We start from the raw sequence: 16,681 nt of genomic DNA, 5'->3' as shown, positions 1-16,681 counted from the left end.
ACCGATCAGGTCTCCCGGGGTCCTGGCTCACTCGCCGGGGGTGAGCTTCTCCTTGGCCTTGCTCAGCAGGTTCTCCGCGCCCTGGCCGTAAGCGCCGGCGGCGTTGCCGGGCTTGCCGGGGCCCTTGCTGCCGTCGTACGTCGCGAACAGCAGCGGGTCCGGAGCCGGGACCTCCTGCACGTCGTCGCCGAGCTGGACACCGGGGGAGAACTGGATCTCCTTGTCCCCGATCAGGGTGGTGCCCTGGGCCCAGCGGCCCTCGGCGGCGGTGCTGCCCTCGTGGAAGCTGTAGAAGGTCCGGCCGGGCTCGTCCTTCTCCTCCGCGGCGAGGGAGTCCTCGATGCCGTCGGTGAAGCCGTCCTCGATCAGCTGCTCGATGCCCAGCAGCCACTGCTGCTGGTGGAAGGTGTCGCGGGCGAGGTTGAACTGGAGGGTGTCCTTGACGCCCGGGTCGTCGGTCATCTGGTAGACCCGGGCGGTCTGGAGCCGGCTCTGCGCCTCCGCGGCGACGTTGCTGCGGAAGTCGGTGAGCAGGTTGCCGCTCGCGACGATGTAGCCGCCGTTCCACGGCACGCCCTGGCTGTTGGTCGGCATCGCGGCGCCGCCGGTGACGATGGCGTGCTGGACGTTCTGCCCGCCGAGGACCGCCGCGAGGGCGGGGTTCGCGGCGGCGGCCTCGGCCTGGGTCTCCGAGGGAGCGCCCTCGAGCAGGCGGGCCATCATGGTCACGAGCATCTCGACGTGGCCGATCTCCTCGGTGCCGATGTCGAGGATCATGTCCTTGTACTTGCCGGGGATGCGGCAGTTCCAGCCCTGCCACAGGTACTGCATCATCACCGTCATCTCGCCGAACTGACCGCCGACGAGCTCCTGCAGCTTGGCCGCGAAGAGTGCGTCCGGCCGCTCGGGCTTGACGTTGTACTGCAGCTCCTTGGTGTGTCGGTACACGGTGCGCGCCTTTCGTCGAGGGTGCGTCGTCCGCACCCGGTGAGCACCACGCTCCCGGGCCGCCGTGACGCCACCGTCCGCCGCGGCGTACGCCGCCCCGCCGCCGCGGGCGTCCCCGTCGCCGTGTGCGGTGGCGTCCTCGCCCCGTCGCACCCGCCGTCGCCCCTCGTCGTCGGTCCGTCGCAGGTCCGTCGCAGGTCCGTCGCGGGTGCGTAGCGGCCCCGTCACCGCCCCGTCACCGGGGCAAGAAAAACCCCGTGGGGTATGGATGGAGGCAAAGTCGCCGGGGAACCCCGAGGGCATGGAGGTATCGCCGGCGCCGCAGCTGCGGATGTCGCTGTTGGGGGGCTTCTGCCTGCGGTTCGGTGACGACGAGGTCGAGCTGGCCCGTCCGGCCCAACGCCTGCTCGCGCACCTGGCGGTGGTGCACCGGCGGGCGAAGGTTCCGCGGGCCGCCCTCGCCGAGCGGTTGTGGGCCGACGCCGAGCCGGCGCGCGCCACGGCGAGCCTGCGCACGGTCCTGTGGCGGCTGCCGCGTCCCCGCGCCCGGACGCTGGTGGTCTGCACCTCGACCTCCGTCCGGCTCAGCGACGACGTCGCGGTGGACCTGTGGGAGGCCGAGGACGCCGCCCGGGTGCTGCGCGTCGGCGAGCGGCCCGACGCCGCGCTCGCCGGGCTCTGGCGCGACGACCTGCTCCCGAGCTGGCACGACGAGTGGCTCGACGTCGAGCGCGAGAGCTACCGGCAGCTGCGGCTGCACGCGCTCGAGCGGTCCTCGGAGGTGCTCCGCGTCGACGGTCGGCACGAGGAGGCGCTGGGCGCCGCGCTCGAGGCGGTGCGCTCGGAGCCGCTGCGGGAGAGCGCCCACCGCCGGGTGGTCGAGGTCCACCTGGCCGAGGGCAACCACGCCGAGGCACTGCGGCAGTACGACCGCTACCGGCGCCTGCTCGCCGACGAGCTCGGGCTCTCGCCCTCCCCGGTGATCCGCCGGCTCGTGGGTCCCATGCTCGGTCGCCCGCTCGACAGCGCCGGCTGACCGTCCCCACTAGCCTCGGACCATGGCGACCACGCCCGAGCTCGAGGTCCGCCCGGGCGACCAGGCCGACTGGCAGGACGTGCTGGCCGTCCTGGGGTCCCGGGGGATGCCGGGCCGGTGCGCCTGTCAGCGCTACAAGCTGGCCCGGGGCGAGAGCTTCGCCGCGGTGCCCGACGAGGTCCGGCGCGACCGGCTGCACGAGCAGGTGGACCCGGGCGGCTGCGGGCCGACGGCGGGGCTGGTGGGGTACGTCGACGGCGAGCCGGTGGCCTGGTGCGCCGTCGAGCCGCGCGCGGCGTACTCCGGCCTGGTGCGCAACCACGGGGTGGCCTGGGCCGGACGTGACGAGCGGCGCGACGACCCGGACGTCTGGGCGGTCACCTGCTTCGTCACCCGCACCGGCCACCGCCGGCGCGGGCTGGCCTCGGCGATGGTGCCCGCGGCGGTGGCCCACGCCGCTGCCGCCGGCGCGCGGGTCGTCGAGGGGTACCCGATGACGACCACCGACGCGATCACCGTCGAGCTGCACCCCGGCACCGAGGCGATGTTCACCCGCGCGGGCTTCGAGGTGGTCGCCCGGCCGACCCGTCGCCGCGCTGTCGTGCGCCGGGTGCTCGCCGGGCCGGACGGGCTGCACGAGCCCGGCTAGGTTCCCGCCCATGACCTTCGAGTGGGACGAGTCGCTGCGCGCGTTCGGCGACGCGGGCGACACCTTCGTGCGGTTGGCCGCCGCGGTGGCCGGACGCTGGGACCAGCCCGGGTTGGGCGAGTGGGACGTGCGCGCGCTGGTCGGCCACACCACGCGGTCGTTCCTCACCGTGGAGACCTACCTCGGCCGGCCCGCTCCCGCGGTCGAGGTCGACACGCCGGCCGCCTACTTCCGTGCGGCGCGGTCGGTCGCGTCCGGGCCCGAGGTGACCGAGCGCGGTCGCGAGGCGGGACGGGCGCTCGGCGCGGACCCGGCCGCCGAGGTCTCCCGGACCCGCGCCCGGGTGGGCGCCCTGGTGGCGTCCCGCGACGGCGACGAGCTGGTGACCACCGTGGTCGGCGGGATGCGGTTGCGCGACTACCTGCCCACCCGCACCTTCGAGCTGACCGTGCACGCCGCGGACCTCGCCGCCGCGCTCCACGAACCGGCCGTCCCCGCACCGTCCGCGGCACGCCAGGCGCTCCGCATCGTCGAGGACCTCGCGGTGCTGGACGGGCGCGCCGGGCCGCTGCTGCTCGCCGCCACCGGGCGGACCGTGCTGCCCCCCGGTTTCACGGTGCTCTGAAACCGGCACCGAGACGTGCAGCGGCCGCGTCGGTGGGTACCTGCGCCGGATGACGGACACCGCTGAGGGATTCATCGGGCTGGTCGGCGCCGGGGCGCCGGAAGCCTCCGACGGCCGGGCGTCGCTGACCCTCGAGGCCGACGAGCGCCACCTGAACCCTGCCGGCACCGTGCACGGCGGCCTGCTGGCGACCCTCGTGGACACCACGATGGGTGCCGCCATCCGCAGCGCGGTCGGCGAGGAGGTGCCGGCGACCAGCCAGCTCAGCATCACCTACCTGCGTCCGGGGAAGCCCGGACCGCTCGTGGTGTCGGCGGCCGTGCGCAAGCGCGGCGACTCGCTCACGGTCTGCGAGGCCGACGTGGAGCAGGACGGCAGGTCGCTGGTCCACGCGCTGGCGACGTTCGCGCTGCTCGAGCCGTGACCGGCCGGTCCCCGCGCGGGGGTGGGCCGGCCGGTCGGCGCGGAGGTCAGAGCCGCACGAGCATCTTGCCGATGTTCTGGCCCTGGTGCAGGCCCAGGAACGCGTCGACGGTGCTGTCCAGCCCGTCGGTGAAGGTCTCCCGGTGCTGGAGCCGGCCCTCGGCCAGCCAGGCGCCGGCGCGGGTGTGGAAGTCGCGGGCGGCGTCGCCGTGATCGGTGACGATGAACCCGCGCAGCGTGATCCGCTTCTGGACCACCATGAACATGTTGCGGGGGCCGGGCGTCGGCTCGGTGTCGTTGTACGACGCGATGGCACCGCACGCCGCGATCCGGCCGAAGTCGGCCATCCGCTGGATCGCCGCCTCGAGGTGCTCGCCCCCGACGTTGTCGAAGTAGACGTCGACCGGGCCGTGCTCCTTCAGCTGCGCGGCGACGGGCCCGTCGTGGTAGTCGAAGGCGGCGTCGAAGCCGAGCTCCTCGGTCAGCCACCGGACCTTCTCCGGTGACCCGGCGGACCCGACCACCTTGCTCGCGCCCAGCTCGCGGGCGACCTGGCCCGCGACCGACCCGACCGCGCCGGCGGCGCCGGAGACGAAGACCGTGTCGCCCTCCTGCACGGGGGCGATGCGGGTCAGCCCGACGTACGCCGTGAGGCCGGGCATGCCGAGCACGCCGAGGTAGGCGCTCGCGGGCACGCGGGAGACGTCGACCTTGCGGGCCTGGTCGACGGGGAGCAGGGCGTGCTCGCGCCACCCGGCCTGGTGCAGGACCGTGTCGCCGGGGGAGAGCCGGTCGTCGCCCGAGGCCAGGACCTCCCCGACAGCGCCGCCCTCGAGCGGGGCGTCGAGGGCGAAGGGCGGCACGTAGGACTTCGCGTCGTTCATCCGACCCCGCATGTAGGGGTCGACCGAGAGGACCGTGTTGCGGACCAGCACCTCGCCGAACCCGGGATCGGGCAGCTCGGTGGTGACGGTGCGGAAGTTCTCCGGCACCGGCCAGCCGGAGGGACGGGAGGCCAGGTGGATCTCGCGGGTCGTCGTGGGCATGGGCCCGATCCTGCCAACCGGGTGGGCACCCGACGCAGCAGGGCCCCGACCGCGGTGGTCGGGGCCCTGCTGCCGTGTCACGGGTGCGTCAGGGCTGGAGGCCCAGCGCGAACTCCACCTGTCCGCTCGGGTCGACGGCGGCGTCGAGCACCTTGTCGTCGAGCATGACCGCGGACGCCTCGTCGAGGTAGACGGTGGCGCCGGACTGCTCGACCACCTGGTCGCCCGGCTCGGCGGCCTCGGCGGCCGTCACCGCGAAGGTGGGCTCCGCGCCGCTCTCGGAGGTGATGCGCAGGCCGAACGTCTCGGGCAGCCCGGGCTGGGTGGAGATGTCCTTCACGATGGTGCTGGCGTTCTCGGTGAGGGTGAGCACGGCTCGCCTCCTCCAGATCGTGTGCAGGTCCCGACCCACCGTTCCCGACACGTCGCGATGGCACAAGTCGGCGCCGGGACCGGGCGTGTCGTGGCAGGGTGGCGCCGTGCCGAAGCCGCCGGACCTCCGCCGCTCCCGCGTGCCCCGGTGGCGGGACGTGCCACGCCAGGACGGCCGCCGGTTCGTGGTCACCGGCGCCAGCAGCGGGATCGGCCTCGAGACCGCGCGGGCACTGGTCGGCGCCGGCGCCGAGGTGGTGCTCGCGGTCCGGGACCGCTCGAAGGGCGAGCGGGTGGCCGCCGGGCTCTCCGCCGGGCCGTCCGCTGGGCCGGGTGCGACCGGCCGCGCCGAGGTGCGCGTGCTGGACGTCGCCGACCTGTCCTCGGTGCACGACTTCGCCGAGGGCCTGGACCGGGTCGACGTGCTCGTCAACAACGCCGGCGTGCTGGGGATGCCGCTCGGCCGCACCGTCGACGGGTTCGAGACCACGCTGGCCACCAACCACCTCGGCCACTTCGCGCTGGCGAACCTGCTGCTGCCCCGGCTCACCGACCGGGTGGTCGTGACGGGGTCGCGCTCCCACCTGCACGGCCGGCTCGACGTCGACGACCTCGGCTGGGAGCGGCGCACCTACCGCCCCTACGCGGCGTACGCCGCCTCGAAGCTCGCCAACCTGCTCTTCCTCGCCGAGCTGCAGCGGCGGCTGACCGCGTCCGGCTCGACCCTGCGCGCGACCGGCGCGCACCCCGGCTCGACCGCCACCTCGATCACCGCCAGCTCCGGCAGCGCCGCGCTGGCCTGGGTCGGGTCCTGGGGCCACCGGCTCGCCGGCATGGAGCCGTGGCAGGGGGCGCTCCCCACGCTGTACGCCGCCACCATGGACGTCCCGGGCAACACCTACGTCGGTCCGCACGGTCCCGGCGAGATGCAGGGCTGGCCGACCACCGCCCGCCGGGCGCCCGCCGCCCTCGACCCCGACCTGGCCCGTCGGCTCTGGGAGCGGTCCGAGGAGCTGACCGGGGTGCGGTTCCCGTTCTGAACGCGCGAACGGGGTCGTGTGCCCGAGCACGCGCCGCGGCGCGTCCCCGGGCACACGACCCCGGACGGGTCTGGTCACATGGTGTTGACGATGAGCCCGATGTGGGTGAAGTAGTTCATCACCCCGAACAGCGCGAACGCCGTACCGGTGATGACCCAGCTCCCGCCGGTGACCTTCGCCGCGAGCGAGCCGCGGTTGCCCTTGGCGGCCGCGGCGAGGGCGAACGGGAACGCGATGGCCCCGACGCCGACCAGGCCGAGCAGGCCGGACATGAAGATCGCCTCGACGAGCGGCCACTCCGCGAACTCACCGGAGATGGGCTCCTGCGGGGGAGCGGCGAAGAGCTGGTACTTGATGCCGGCGACCGCGATGGCCACCAGCGCGCCGCCGAGGAACCCGGCGAAGATGCTCAGCGGGCGCGCGACCCGCACCAGGACCTGGAGCGGGTCCGGGGTGGCGGCCAGCGCCGCGCCCCGGCGCCACAGGTAGAGCGCGGCGGCCAGCAGCAGCACACCGAACCCGAGGCTGGTCTCGCCGAAGATGATGTTGTCGAACGGGAACCCGCCGGCCGCCAGCGGCCAGGTGAGCGTCATGTGCAGGCCGGTGGCGGTCAGGATCCCGCCCAGCACGCCGAAGTTCAGCGCCCACCCGTCGGTGTCGACCTCCGCCGGGCGACGGACGAGGTCGCGCGCGAGCAGGACGAGACCGAGGAGGCCGACGCCGGCGGCCACGGCCATGATGGTGTTGTAGGTGGGCATCGCTGCCCAGTCGATCTTCAGGTCGGCTGCCTGAGGTGCGAGTGCGACAGTCATCGTCGTCGCCTTTCATCGTGTGGAGGGGCGATCTGCCCGTGACCACCAAAACGAAACGTGCGTCTAGGTTATTCCGAGGGAGGCCCGCATGGCCGAGGAGGTCCCCGACCGGGCGCCGGCGCGCTCGCGGACGGTGCGCCAGAAGCGCAGCGGCCAGCGGCAGGAGGCGATGCGCGAGGCCGCCGCGCGCCTGCTGATCGAGCACGGTCCGGCGGCGGTCACGCACCGACGGGTCGCCGCGGAGGCGGGCGTGCCGGCCGGGTCGGCGGCGTACTACTTCCCCTCGATCGAGGAGCTGTACGCCGAGGCGGTGCGGACCGCCGAGGGGATGCGGACGACCGCGGCGCAGGCCTTTGCCGAGGACCTGACCACCCGCCGGCGGTCGAGCACGACGACGGCCCGCCTGCTCATCGAGGCGCTCTACGCCCCGCGGCTGGAGCCTGACGTGGTCACGGTGCGCCTCGAGCCGATGCTCGACGCCAGCCGCACCCCCGGCCTGCTGGAGATCATGCGAGGGTCGTGGCCGAGCCTGGTCGAGGTGCTGCGCACGGTCCTGCGCAAGTGCGGGTACGACGCGGTGGCCGACACCGACGACGTCCTGCTCGTGCGGCTGCTCATCGACGCCGCGCTGCTGCACGCCGAGGTGCAGGGCAGCGCCGACGCCGTCGAGCACGCCGTGCGGACCGTCGCGCGGCTGCTGGACCTCGCGAGCGCGGCCGGTCCCGGCACGGACCCGGCTTGAGGGCCGGCCATCAGGTCAGTTCCGGGTCAGTCCTCGATGGTGACCGACTCCAGGTCGACGGCGACCTTCGGCTCGCCGTCGGGGGCGCCGGTGGTCGTGCCCTTCCCGGCCGCGTCCTGCACCGCGGCGAGGCCGGCGGCGTCGATCGTGCCGAAGACGGTGTAGTCCGGCGGGAGCGGCGTGTCGCCGTACACGACGAAGAACTGGGAGCCGCCCGAGTCGGGGGCCAGCGTCTTGGCCATCGCGAGGGTGCCCGCCGGGTAGGTGGTGTCGGGGGTGACCTCGTCCTCGATGGTGTAGCCCGGCCCACCCATGCCGCTCGCCGTCGGGTCGCCGCACTGCAGCACCTGGATGCCGGCCTCCGGGGTGGTCAGCCGGTGGCAGGTGGTGTCGTCGAAGTACCCCTGGTCGGCCAGGGAGACGAAGCTGTTGACCGTGCACGGCGACGTCGCGGCGTCCAGCTCGATGCCGATGTCGCCGATGCTGGTGGCCATCGTGCCGGCGACCATGCCGGACACCGCGGCCGTGCTCGGCGGCAGGTCGACGTCCTTCGCCGGCTCGCCGGACTCGGCGTAGGTGCAGCTCGGGCCGTCGGCGGCGGGGTCGCGCGCCTGGTCGCTCCCTCCGTCGTCGCCGCAGGAGGCGAGCAGCGAGACGGCGGCGAGCACGGCCAGGGCGGAGAGCGGGCGCTGCAGCATGGCGCCGATCGTAGGCGCCGTCCTCAGCAGTTGAGCCCGCGGGCCGCGACCGGCCACGCGCGCAGCGCCCCGGCCTCCTCGACCCAGAGGTCGTCGACGAGGTTGACGGCGTTGCAGACGTGGTTGGGCACGACGTCGACCTGGCTGCCCAGGCGGGGAAGGGGCGCGCCGCCGAAGTCGATGACCGCGCGCTGCTCGGCGAGCAGCACGACCCGGGCGTCGGGGTGGGCGGGGAGCCGCCCGTAGCCGGTGGAGTACGCCGCGCGGTCGGCGCCGAGGAGCTTGCTGCCCGTGTCGACCACGGCGCGGCCGCCGCTGTGGCTGACCACCGTCGCGCGGCAGGTCAGCGCCACCTCCTCGGGACCGATCACGCCGAGCTCCCACTGCTGGGCGTCACCGAAGACGTAGACGCCCGGACGCAGCTCGGTGACCACGGAGGTGTCGCTGTGCCGGAACGTCGGGGTCGACCCGCCGCTGACCACACGCACCTCGACCCCGGCGGCCTCGACCGCTTCCCGGGCGGTGCGGAGGGCGTCGGCCTCGTCGCGGGCCGCGGCCTCGATGCCGTCCGGGGCGTAGGAGTGGCCGGGGAAGGTGAAGACGCCCCGCACCTCCAGGCCCGCCCGCACCGCGGTGGTCGCGACCGTCCCGGCCTCCGCGGGGGCGACCCCGCTGCGGTGCTGGCCGCTGTCGACCTCGACGAGCACCTCGACCGGCGTGCGGCCGAGCAGGCGCCCGGCGTTGGCGGCCGCGGCGGGGGAGTCGACCGCGAAGGCGACCCGCGCCTTCTCGCTGAGCTCGCGGAGCCGCCCGGCCGAGCGCTCGTCGACCCACTGCGGGTAGGCGATGAACACGTCCTCGCACCCGTGCCGGGCGAAGAGCTCGGCCTCGCCGATGGTGGCCACGGTGATGCCGGCGGCCCCGTGCACCAGCTGCAGCCGCGCGATCTCCGGGCTCTTGTGCGTCTTCACGTGGGGGCGCAGGGCCACCTGGTGCCCGGCGGCGAACTCGGCGGCGACCCGCACGTTGCGCCGCAACCGGTCCAGGTCGACGCAGAGGTACGGGGTCGCCGCCGGCATCACATCTCCTCGTGGGTGTCCGGGTCGCCGTCGAACAGCCGACCGTCGGGCCGCCCGAGGGCGGTGATCGCGTCGAGCTCGTCCGGGGAGAGCTCGAACCCGAACAGGTCGAGGTTCTGCCGCTGGCGCTCAGGGGTCGCCGACTTCGGGATCGGCACGTTGCCGAGCTGGACCTGCCAGCGCAGGACGACCTGCCCGGGCGTGACGCCGTGCCGCTCCGCGGCGGCGGTGACCGCCGGCTCGGCGAACGGCGCCTCGCGCTTGCCCAGCGGGCTCCACGACTCGGTGCGGATCCCGAGCCGCACGTGCACGGCGCGCATCTCCACCTGCGGGAAGAGCGGGTGGAGCTCGACCTGGTTGACCACCGGGGTGACCCCGGTGGCGTCGATGACCCGGCCGAGGTGCTCCTCGGTGAAGTTCGAGACGCCGACCGAGCGGACCAGCCCCTCGGCCTGCAGGTCGACGAGCGCGCGGTACGCCTCGACGTACTTGTCGACGCGGGGGTTGGGCCAGTGGATGAGGTGGAGGTCGACGTGCTCGAGCCCCATCGTCTCGACCGAGGCCCGCACGCTGGCGACCGCGTCGTCGTACGCGTGCGCCCGGCCGGGCAGCTTGCTGGTGACGACCAGCTCCTCGCGGGGGACGCCGGAGCGGCGGATCGCCTCGCCGACCTCCCGCTCGTTGCCGTAGTTCACGGCCGTGTCGATCAGCCGGTAGCCGGCTTCGATCGCGCTCAGGACCGCCGCGACGCACTCCTCGCCCTTGAGCGGGTAGGTGCCGAAGCCGACGGCCGGCAGCGCGGTCCCGTCGCCGAGCCGGTACGTCGGGACCTTCACGGCGCTCACTTGTCCGCGGGGGTCTCGGCGGGGGTGGCCTCGTGGTGGGTCGCGCCGTGGGTGCGGCGCTCCTCCTTCATCTCGGCCTCGTACAGGTGGCGACGACCGCCGACGAGCGCCTCGCGGGCCTCGCGCTCGACGTCCTTGAACGCCGAGTAGTAGGTGTCGTCGTAGGCCTCGACGATCTGGAAGGTCCACCGGCCCTCGATGACGTTGCGCCCGACGATCTCGGTGCGCACCTTCTCGGCCAGCTCGGGGTGGCCCGCCTCCTGGAGAAGCTCGACGGCGTCCCCGGCGGTGAGGTCGGCCGTCCCGCTCATCCGGTGGAAGTTGTAGAGGAACCCTCGGGCGGCCTCGACCGCCTCGAGGGCCTCCGACAGCTTCCCCAGCGCCTCGACGGTGGCGTCGGTGACCCCGTCGGGCCGCGTGTGCCGCTCGTCGGGACCGCCGGTCAAGACAGGACGCTCTTCGCGTCGACCACTCCGTGGCGGGACTCGATGGCGTCGGCCAGCTTGCTGATGTCGTCGTCGGACAGCTCGATCCCGACCTCGTCGGCGCCCTTGCGCAGCTCCTCGGCGACGGTGCCCTCGGTGGCGCCGTCCTGCCACGACGACACCCGGTCGACGATGATCTGGACGGCTTCGTTCTTCTCGCTGGTGTTCTCCTCGGTCATGGCCGACCTGTACCCACCTAGTCTCGCCACATGAAGCTCGGCGTGCACTACGCGGACTACGGCCACCCCGGGTGGCAGGACTCCCTGGTCGACCGCCTGACCGAGACGGCGCGCGTCGCCGACGAGGGCGGGATCTCGCTGTTCACGGTGATGGACCACTGGTTCCAGATGGAGCAGCTCGGCGGCCCGGCCGAGCCGATGCTCGAGGGCTACACGACCCTGGGCTACCTCGCCGCCCTGACCCGACGGGTGCGCCTCGGGCTGCTCGTCACCGGCGTGACGTACCGCCACCCGGGCCTGCTCGCGAAGACCGTCACCACCCTCGACGTGCTGGCACGGGGCCGAGCGGTCCTGGGGATCGGCGCCGCCTGGTACGAGCGCGAGCACCGCGGCCTCGGGGTGCCGTTCCCGGCGACCGCGGAGCGCTTCGAGCGGCTCGAGGAGACGCTGCAGGTCGTGGCCCGGGTGTGGGGCGACGACGACCGACCCTTCGAGGGTCGCCACTACCGGCTCGAGGAGCCGGTGGCCGTCCCGGCGCCGGTGCGCGGCCGGGTGCCGGTGCTGGTCGGCGGCAGCGGCGAGCGGAAGACCCTCCGCCTGGTCGCGCGGTACGCCGACGCCTGCAACCTCTTCGGCGAGGGGCCCGACGTCGTCTCCCACAAGCTCGACGTGCTGCGCCGGCACTGCGACGACGTCGGCCGCGACCCCGACGAGATCGAGAAGACCGTCGTGCTCGGCGCCGGTCTCGACGACCTCGACGGCCTGGTCGCCACGCTCGAGCAGTACGCCGCCCTCGGCATCTCGCTCGTCACGCTGAGCCCGACCGGCGACGACCCGGTCGCCTGGACGACCGAGCTGGTCGAGCGCGTGCTGCCCAGGGTCGATGGCCGCTAACCGGTCCGCCGCGCTGGTCGGTGCGCTGCTCCTGGGCACCGGCCTGCTCCAGGCGTGCTCGGACACCGCCACCCCGGCGGGCGCTCCGGCGAGCCGCAGCCCCTCGAGCGCCCCGGCCGCCACGGCCGCGCCGTCGCCGTCCACGTCGCCCACCACGTCGCCGTCCATGTCGCCCACCACGTCGCCGTCCGCGTCGGCCACCTCCGAGCCGCCGGCCGGCGACGGCCGGCCGCGCCGCTCGCTGCTGTCGGTGCCGGCGATCGGGCTCCGCGACCTGCCCGTGCTGCCGTACCGGGGGTGGACCGACGACGCCCCGGGCACCGCCATCCAGGACGGCGGCGTGGCCGCGAGCCCGCACGGCCCCCGGGGCGGCACCGGCCCGGGCGGCATCGGGAACTACCAGGTCACCGCACACCGGCTGTCCTCGACGCGGGCCTTCGAGCGGCTGCCGGAGCTCGAGCGTGGGGACGTGCTGCACGTGGTCGCGGGCGGGGTTCGCCACACCTACCGCGTGACGACGACCCGGCGGACGTCGTTCCGGTCACCGGCGTCCCTGCGGGCCCAGCGGGCCGCGGTCCCGGGTCGCCCCGGGGCCGTGCCGACGCGGGCGATGATCACGCTCTCGACGTGCGCGACCATCGAGGACCACGCCGTCGGCAACTACTGGTCCGACCGGTTCGACAACCCCGAGCACCGCATCGACAAGATCGGCGTGCTCGTCCGCTCCACCCCGGTCTGAGCGGACGCCCGGAGGACCCGGCGGGCCGGGACGACGACGGGGCCCGGCCCGGGGAGCACCCCGGAGCGGCCCCCGTCGTGGGCGGAGCGGCTGCGGCTCAGCCGGCCTGGGCGCCGGCGGCCGCGAGGTCCGACCCGGCCGGCTCCTCGACCCTGCGCCGCGGGATGGCCGCCGCGATCGCCACGCCGACGAACGCCGCGACCGCGCCGACGATGAAGCACAGCTGGAACGCGCCCTTGGTCGGCAGCTCGAGGCCGCCGCCGGCCGCGACGGTGTTGCTGGTGAGCAGCGTGCCCATGACGGCCGCCGACAGCGTGGTGCCGACCGAGCGCATCAGCGCGTTGAGGCCGACCGCCGCGCCCGCCTCCCGGACCGGGACGGCGTCGAGGATGAGCGTGGGCATCGCGGCGTACCCGATGCCGACGCCGGCGGAGAGGATGCAGGAGGCGACCAGCAGCTGCCAGGGCGCCTCCATCAGGAAGTACGCCACGAGGTAGCCCGCACCGAGGACGGCGGCGCCGACCATCAGCGTGATCCGGGCGCCCATGGTGGCGATCAGCCGGCCGGAGACCGGCGCGAAGACCATCATCATCAGGCCGCCGGGGGCCATCCACAGGCCGGCGGCGAGCATGGTCTGGCCCAGCCCGTAGCCGGTGGCCTCGGGCAGCTGGAGCAGCTGCGGCACGACGACCGCCTGGGCCATCATCCCGAAGCCGACGGCGACGGCCGCGACGTTCGTCATCAGGACCGGCAGCTTGGCCGTGGCGCGCAGGTCGACCAGGGGAGCGGGCTGGCGCAGCTCGTAGGCGCCCCACGCGAGCAGCACGAGCACGCCGGCGACGATGGCGCCGATGGTGCGGGCGTCGCCCCAGCCCCAGGTGGTGGCCTTGGAGATGCCGACCAGCACCGCGACCAGCCCGACGGCGAGGCCGACGGCGCCGACGGCGTCGAACCGGCTCGGCTGGGCGTCCTGGACGTGGGGGATCGCGACGGCGGTGAGCACGGTGATGACCACGGCGAGCCCGGTCGCGACCCAGAACAGCGCGTGCCAGTCGCCGACCTCGGCGATCCACGCCGCCAGCGGCAGCCCGATCGCTCCGCCGACGCCGAGCGTCGCGCTCATCGCCGCCACCGCGCCGCCCGCCATCTTCGGCGGCACGATCTCGCGGATCAGCGAGATGCCGACGGGGATGAAGCCCATCGCCAGTCCCTGCAGGGCCCGACCGGCGAGCACGGGGACGAGCGTCGAGGAGAGCGCGACGAGCGCGGAGCCCACGACGAGGATGGCCGCGCTGGCGACCATGATCCGCTTCTTGCCGAAGATGTCGGCGAGGCTGCCGGCGATGGGCATCGCCACGGCACCGGCGAGGAGGGTCACGGTGACGACCCACGCGGCGTTCGCGGCAGAGGTGTCGAGCAGCGAGGGCAGCTCGCTCTGGATCGGGATGACCAACGTCTGGGTGAGGGCGGCGGTCAGGCCGCCGATGCACAGGACGGCGACCGCGAGGCTCGGGTTCGCGGTCCGGGTGGGGCTGGGCACAGGTGGTCCTCTTCGATCGTGGCGGAGTCCCTACCGTAGAGATGATTGCCTTCGGCAACGAACTTTGCCCGGTGTGATCCTGCTGACGCGGCCACGCTGCAGCGGCGTACGCCGTGCTGTACCGGTGCCCGGGGACGGCACCGCCCCGGCACCGATCGCTCGGTGCCGGGGCGGCGGTGGCCCGGAGGCCGGTGGGTGCGGTGCGGGTCAGCCGACCGCGGTGGGGAAGCGGTCCCAGACGCGGTGGAACGCCATCTGCTCGGAGACGCCGGTGAAGACGTCGGCCGCGGAGGCGCCCGTCACCACCCCGGCGTCGCCCTCGGCCACCCCGGCCGCCGCGAGCGCGGCGACGCCGGCGCCCCACGCGCCGATCACCTTGGCGTGGCGGTGGCACTCCTGGACCATCAGCGCGACCCGCGGGTCGACGGTGGTGGTGTCCGCCGCCCCCGCCTTGGCGTCACGGTTGGTCAGCGCGTCCGGCGCCGGTGCGGGCGAGCCCGCGAGGAGCAGGACGTCGACCTCGACCGAGCGGCCGGTCGCGAAGGTGCGCTGCACCGGCATCCCGTCGACGGTGCCGCCGTGGGGGCCGATCACCAGCGGCACCATGCCGGAACCGTGGATGGTCCGGCGCAGGGAGTCCACGCCGCTGAGGTCCCCGTCGGGGTCGACCACGATGCCGACCATCCGGCCGTCGGGCGGGAAGGGGCCCTTGACCTGCGAGAGCGCCGGGCTCGGGTCGAGGTCCTCGAGGGTGATCGTGGGGGAGGGGGCGGGCAGGCCCAGCCCGGTCGCGACCTCCTGGCACAGCACCGGGTCGATGTTCGCCAGGCACTGCAGCTGGCGCTCCTTGACCGCCTGCTCGTAGCACTTGCCGAGCTCGAAGGTGTAGGCCCGGACGATGTGCTCCTTCTCGACCGGCGTCATGCTCAGCCAGAACTGGCGGACCTGGCTGTAGTGGTCGTCGTACGACGCCGGGTTGGCGCGCACCTTGGTCGCCTCCGCGACGGTGACCGCCGCCTCGACGAACGCGCGCGTCTCCTCCTCCGACAGGTCCGCGCCGGCCGCGAACGGGCAGCCCCCGTCCAGCGAGTTCGGCTTGTACGGCGCCACGCCCGAGTGCACGGCGTGCTGGTGGAACCCGTCGCGGAACATGTCGTTGGTCGGCACGTGCGGGCGGTTCACCGGGATCTGGTTGTAGTTCGGCCCGCCCAGCCGCGAGAGCTGGGTGTCGACGTAGGAGAAGAGCCGGGTCTGCAGCAGCGGGTCGTCGGTGACGTCGATGCCCGGGACCAGGTGGCCGACGTGGAAGGCGACCTGCTCGACCTCGGCGAAGAAGTTCGTCGGGTTCGCGTTGAGGGTCAGCTTGCCGATCGGCTGCACCGGGGCGATCTCCTCCGGCACGATCTTGGTCGGGTCGAGCAGGTCGATCCCGGCGAACATCTGGTCCGGCTCGTCGGGGAAGACCTGCACCCCGAGCTCCCACTCGGGGTGGGCGCCGGCCTCGATGGCGTCGTACAGGTCGCGGCGGTGGAAGTCGGGGTCGATGCCGCCCACCATCTGCGCCTCCTCCCAGGTCAGGGAGTGCACGCCGAGCTTGGGCTTCCAGTGGAACTTGACCAGCGACGTCCCGCCCTCGGCGTTGATGCACCGGAAGGTGTGGACGCCGAAGCCCTCCATCATCCGGTAGGAGCGCGGGATGCCGCGGTCGGACATGTTCCACATCGTGTGGTGCTGGGCCTCGGTGTGCAGCGAGACGAAGTCCCAGAACGTGTCGTGGGCGCTCTGCGCCTGGGGGATCTCGCGGTCCGGGTGCGGCTTGCCGGCGTGGATGACGTCGGGGAACTTGATGCCGTCCTGGATGAAGAACACCGGGATGTTGTTGGCGACGAGGTCCCAGTTGCCCTCCTCGGTGTAGAACTTGGTGGCGAACCCGCGCGTGTCGCGCACGGTGTCGGCCGAGCCGCGCGAGCCGAGCACCGTCGAGAAGCGCACGAAGACCGGCGTCTCCTTGCCCTTCGCGAACAGGCCGGCCATCGAGACAGAGTCGGCGGTGCCGTAGCCCTCGAACACGCCGTGCGCGCCGGCGCCGCGGGCGTGGACGACGCGCTCCGGGATGCGCTCGTGGTCGAAGTGCGTGATCTTCTCGCGCAGGTGGTGGTCCTGCAGCAGCGTCGGACCGCGGCTCCCGGCCTTGAGCGAGTGGTCGGTGTCGCGCAGGCGCGTGCCGGTGGAGTTCGTCAGGTACGCCGACTGCTGGGCGCGCGCGGTCGGCGGGGCGCCGGTCGGCGCTCCGGTCGCCGTGCCGGTGGCCGGCGCTCCCTGGTCGGGCTTCGGCGGCAGCGGGGGCTTGACGGCGGTCGGCTCCTCGAGCGGGGCCGGGGCCGGTCCGGGTGCCCCGGGGACCGGGACGTCGCCCAGGCCCTCCAGCTTGTCGATCGCTGCCTTGGCGGCGTCCTTGGGGTTCAAAACAGGTGTCTCGCCTTCGTCGGGGGTGGGTTCCCCCGTCCTTTACCCGCCGAGGCGACTTCT

At 73.9% G+C, this 16,681-nt stretch carries 19 protein-coding genes; 8 read left to right on the top strand and 11 right to left on the bottom strand.

Features of this window, described 5'->3' with window-relative positions:
- Positions 1–27 precede the first annotated feature (27 nt).
- Positions 28–948 carry a manganese catalase family protein gene (locus AB0N29_RS06975; RefSeq protein WP_302271541.1) on the bottom strand — a complete coding sequence of 307 codons (921 nt, stop codon included), beginning with the start codon at positions 946–948 and terminating at the stop codon, positions 28–30.
- A 301-nt stretch (positions 949–1,249) separates the two neighbouring features.
- Here AB0N29_RS06975 and AB0N29_RS06970 point away from each other — a divergent pair, with 301 nt between their 5' ends.
- From AB0N29_RS06970 to AB0N29_RS06955, 4 genes are read left to right on the top strand one after another with little or no spacing between them, the layout of a single operon-like run.
- Positions 1,250–1,984 (top strand): BTAD domain-containing putative transcriptional regulator, encoded by a 735-nt coding sequence (locus tag AB0N29_RS06970; protein ID WP_302271539.1) that lies wholly within the window; start codon positions 1,250–1,252, stop codon positions 1,982–1,984.
- A 22-nt stretch (positions 1,985–2,006) separates the two neighbouring features.
- Positions 2,007–2,633 carry a GNAT family N-acetyltransferase gene (locus AB0N29_RS06965; RefSeq protein ID WP_302271537.1) on the top strand — a complete coding sequence of 209 codons (627 nt, stop codon included), beginning with the start codon at positions 2,007–2,009 and terminating at the stop codon, positions 2,631–2,633.
- Positions 2,634–2,643: 10 nt separating this feature from the next.
- Positions 2,644–3,258, top strand: coding sequence for a maleylpyruvate isomerase N-terminal domain-containing protein (locus tag AB0N29_RS06960; RefSeq protein WP_364865225.1), 615 nt, complete (start codon positions 2,644–2,646; stop codon positions 3,256–3,258).
- Between the two features lie 49 nt (positions 3,259–3,307).
- A complete protein-coding gene (locus AB0N29_RS06955; protein WP_364865223.1) occupies positions 3,308–3,682 on the top strand; it encodes a PaaI family thioesterase in 375 nt (124 codons plus the stop codon).
- A gap of 46 nt (positions 3,683–3,728) precedes the next feature.
- Here the strand turns inward: AB0N29_RS06955 and AB0N29_RS06950 are convergent, their stop codons facing one another.
- Together AB0N29_RS06950 and AB0N29_RS06945 are read right to left on the bottom strand one after the other, a co-directional pair.
- A complete protein-coding gene (locus AB0N29_RS06950; RefSeq protein WP_364865221.1) occupies positions 3,729–4,727 on the bottom strand; it encodes an NADP-dependent oxidoreductase in 999 nt (332 codons plus the stop codon).
- An 88-nt stretch (positions 4,728–4,815) separates the two neighbouring features.
- The gene (locus AB0N29_RS06945) at positions 4,816–5,100 is read right to left on the bottom strand and encodes a Fe-S cluster assembly protein HesB (RefSeq protein WP_302271532.1); all 285 of its coding nucleotides are present in this window, start codon (positions 5,098–5,100) and stop codon (positions 4,816–4,818) included.
- Positions 5,101–5,206: 106 nt separating this feature from the next.
- Between AB0N29_RS06945 and AB0N29_RS06940 the strand changes: the two genes are divergently transcribed.
- Positions 5,207–6,139, top strand: a complete 933-nt coding sequence (locus AB0N29_RS06940) for an oxidoreductase (RefSeq protein ID WP_364865218.1) — start codon at positions 5,207–5,209, stop codon at positions 6,137–6,139.
- Between the two features lie 74 nt (positions 6,140–6,213).
- Here AB0N29_RS06940 and AB0N29_RS06935 read toward each other — a convergent pair whose 3' ends face one another.
- Positions 6,214–6,951, bottom strand: a complete 738-nt coding sequence (locus AB0N29_RS06935; protein WP_364865216.1) for a DUF981 family protein — start codon at positions 6,949–6,951, stop codon at positions 6,214–6,216.
- Positions 6,952–7,039: 88 nt separating this feature from the next.
- On the opposite strand from AB0N29_RS06935, the gene AB0N29_RS06930 reads away from it, so the two are divergent.
- Complete coding sequence (locus AB0N29_RS06930; protein WP_364865213.1) at positions 7,040–7,693, top strand: TetR family transcriptional regulator; 654 nt, start codon at positions 7,040–7,042, stop codon at positions 7,691–7,693.
- Positions 7,694–7,719: 26 nt separating this feature from the next.
- Here AB0N29_RS06930 and AB0N29_RS06925 read toward each other — a convergent pair whose 3' ends face one another.
- From AB0N29_RS06925 to AB0N29_RS06905, 5 genes are read right to left on the bottom strand one after another with little or no spacing between them, the layout of a single operon-like run.
- Positions 7,720–8,391 (bottom strand): peptidylprolyl isomerase, encoded by a 672-nt coding sequence (locus AB0N29_RS06925; protein WP_364865211.1) that lies wholly within the window; start codon positions 8,389–8,391, stop codon positions 7,720–7,722.
- A 23-nt stretch (positions 8,392–8,414) separates the two neighbouring features.
- A complete protein-coding gene (locus tag AB0N29_RS06920) occupies positions 8,415–9,470 on the bottom strand; it encodes an alanine racemase (protein WP_364865209.1) in 1,056 nt (351 codons plus the stop codon).
- The gene (locus AB0N29_RS06915) at positions 9,470–10,306 is read right to left on the bottom strand and encodes an aldo/keto reductase (RefSeq protein WP_364865207.1); all 837 of its coding nucleotides are present in this window, start codon (positions 10,304–10,306) and stop codon (positions 9,470–9,472) included. The genes AB0N29_RS06920 and AB0N29_RS06915 overlap by 1 nt, the downstream gene beginning before the upstream one ends.
- 5 nt (positions 10,307–10,311) lie before the next feature.
- Positions 10,312–10,761: a hypothetical protein gene (locus AB0N29_RS06910; protein ID WP_302271518.1), complete on the bottom strand. Its 450-nt coding sequence runs from the start codon at positions 10,759–10,761 to the stop codon at positions 10,312–10,314.
- On the bottom strand, positions 10,758–10,979 hold the full coding sequence (locus tag AB0N29_RS06905) for a hypothetical protein (protein WP_302271516.1): 222 nt from the start codon (positions 10,977–10,979) through the stop codon (positions 10,758–10,760). Before AB0N29_RS06905 ends, AB0N29_RS06910 begins: the two co-directional genes overlap by 4 nt.
- A 30-nt stretch (positions 10,980–11,009) precedes the next feature.
- Between AB0N29_RS06905 and AB0N29_RS06900 the strand changes: the two genes are divergently transcribed.
- Positions 11,010–11,873 (top strand): LLM class F420-dependent oxidoreductase, encoded by an 864-nt coding sequence (locus AB0N29_RS06900; protein WP_302271515.1) that lies wholly within the window; start codon positions 11,010–11,012, stop codon positions 11,871–11,873.
- Complete coding sequence (locus AB0N29_RS06895) at positions 11,863–12,612, top strand: sortase (protein ID WP_364865203.1); 750 nt, start codon at positions 11,863–11,865, stop codon at positions 12,610–12,612. Before AB0N29_RS06900 ends, AB0N29_RS06895 begins: the two co-directional genes overlap by 11 nt.
- 97 nt (positions 12,613–12,709) lie before the next feature.
- Here AB0N29_RS06895 and AB0N29_RS06890 read toward each other — a convergent pair whose 3' ends face one another.
- On the bottom strand, positions 12,710–14,152 hold the full coding sequence (locus tag AB0N29_RS06890; RefSeq protein ID WP_364865201.1) for an MFS transporter: 1,443 nt from the start codon (positions 14,150–14,152) through the stop codon (positions 12,710–12,712).
- Positions 14,153–14,359: 207 nt separating this feature from the next.
- On the bottom strand, positions 14,360–16,618 hold the full coding sequence (locus tag AB0N29_RS06885) for a catalase (RefSeq protein ID WP_364865199.1): 2,259 nt from the start codon (positions 16,616–16,618) through the stop codon (positions 14,360–14,362).
- Positions 16,619–16,681 lie beyond the last annotated feature (63 nt).

It is taken from the genome of Nocardioides sp. NPDC092400 (assembly GCF_040684155.1).
In the GTDB taxonomy this organism is placed as follows: Bacteria; Actinomycetota; Actinomycetes; order Propionibacteriales; family Nocardioidaceae; genus Nocardioides.
The sequence above is the reverse complement of the archived record's forward strand: the minus strand, read 5'-3'. Positions and strand labels throughout refer to the sequence as shown.

Excerpts from the sequence above, each read along its gene's own strand:
- AB0N29_RS06955 (WP_364865223.1), top strand. The coding sequence starts at position 3,308 with ATGACGGACACCGCTGAGGGATTCATCGGGCTGGTCGGCGCCGGGGCG.
- AB0N29_RS06935 (WP_364865216.1), bottom strand. The coding sequence starts at position 6,951 with ATGACTGTCGCACTCGCACCTCAGGCAGCCGACCTGAAGATCGACTGG.
- AB0N29_RS06895 (WP_364865203.1), top strand. The coding sequence starts at position 11,863 with ATGGCCGCTAACCGGTCCGCCGCGCTGGTCGGTGCGCTGCTCCTGGGC.
- AB0N29_RS06960 (WP_364865225.1), top strand. The coding sequence starts at position 2,644 with ATGACCTTCGAGTGGGACGAGTCGCTGCGCGCGTTCGGCGACGCGGGC.
- AB0N29_RS06965 (WP_302271537.1), top strand. The coding sequence starts at position 2,007 with ATGGCGACCACGCCCGAGCTCGAGGTCCGCCCGGGCGACCAGGCCGAC.
- AB0N29_RS06950 (WP_364865221.1), bottom strand. The coding sequence starts at position 4,727 with ATGCCCACGACGACCCGCGAGATCCACCTGGCCTCCCGTCCCTCCGGC.
- AB0N29_RS06925 (WP_364865211.1), bottom strand. The coding sequence starts at position 8,391 with ATGCTGCAGCGCCCGCTCTCCGCCCTGGCCGTGCTCGCCGCCGTCTCG.
- AB0N29_RS06970 (WP_302271539.1), top strand. The coding sequence starts at position 1,250 with ATGGAGGTATCGCCGGCGCCGCAGCTGCGGATGTCGCTGTTGGGGGGC.
- AB0N29_RS06900 (WP_302271515.1), top strand. The coding sequence starts at position 11,010 with ATGAAGCTCGGCGTGCACTACGCGGACTACGGCCACCCCGGGTGGCAG.
- AB0N29_RS06920 (WP_364865209.1), bottom strand. The coding sequence starts at position 9,470 with ATGCCGGCGGCGACCCCGTACCTCTGCGTCGACCTGGACCGGTTGCGG.
- AB0N29_RS06930 (WP_364865213.1), top strand. The coding sequence starts at position 7,040 with ATGGCCGAGGAGGTCCCCGACCGGGCGCCGGCGCGCTCGCGGACGGTG.
- AB0N29_RS06905 (WP_302271516.1), bottom strand. The coding sequence starts at position 10,979 with ATGACCGAGGAGAACACCAGCGAGAAGAACGAAGCCGTCCAGATCATC.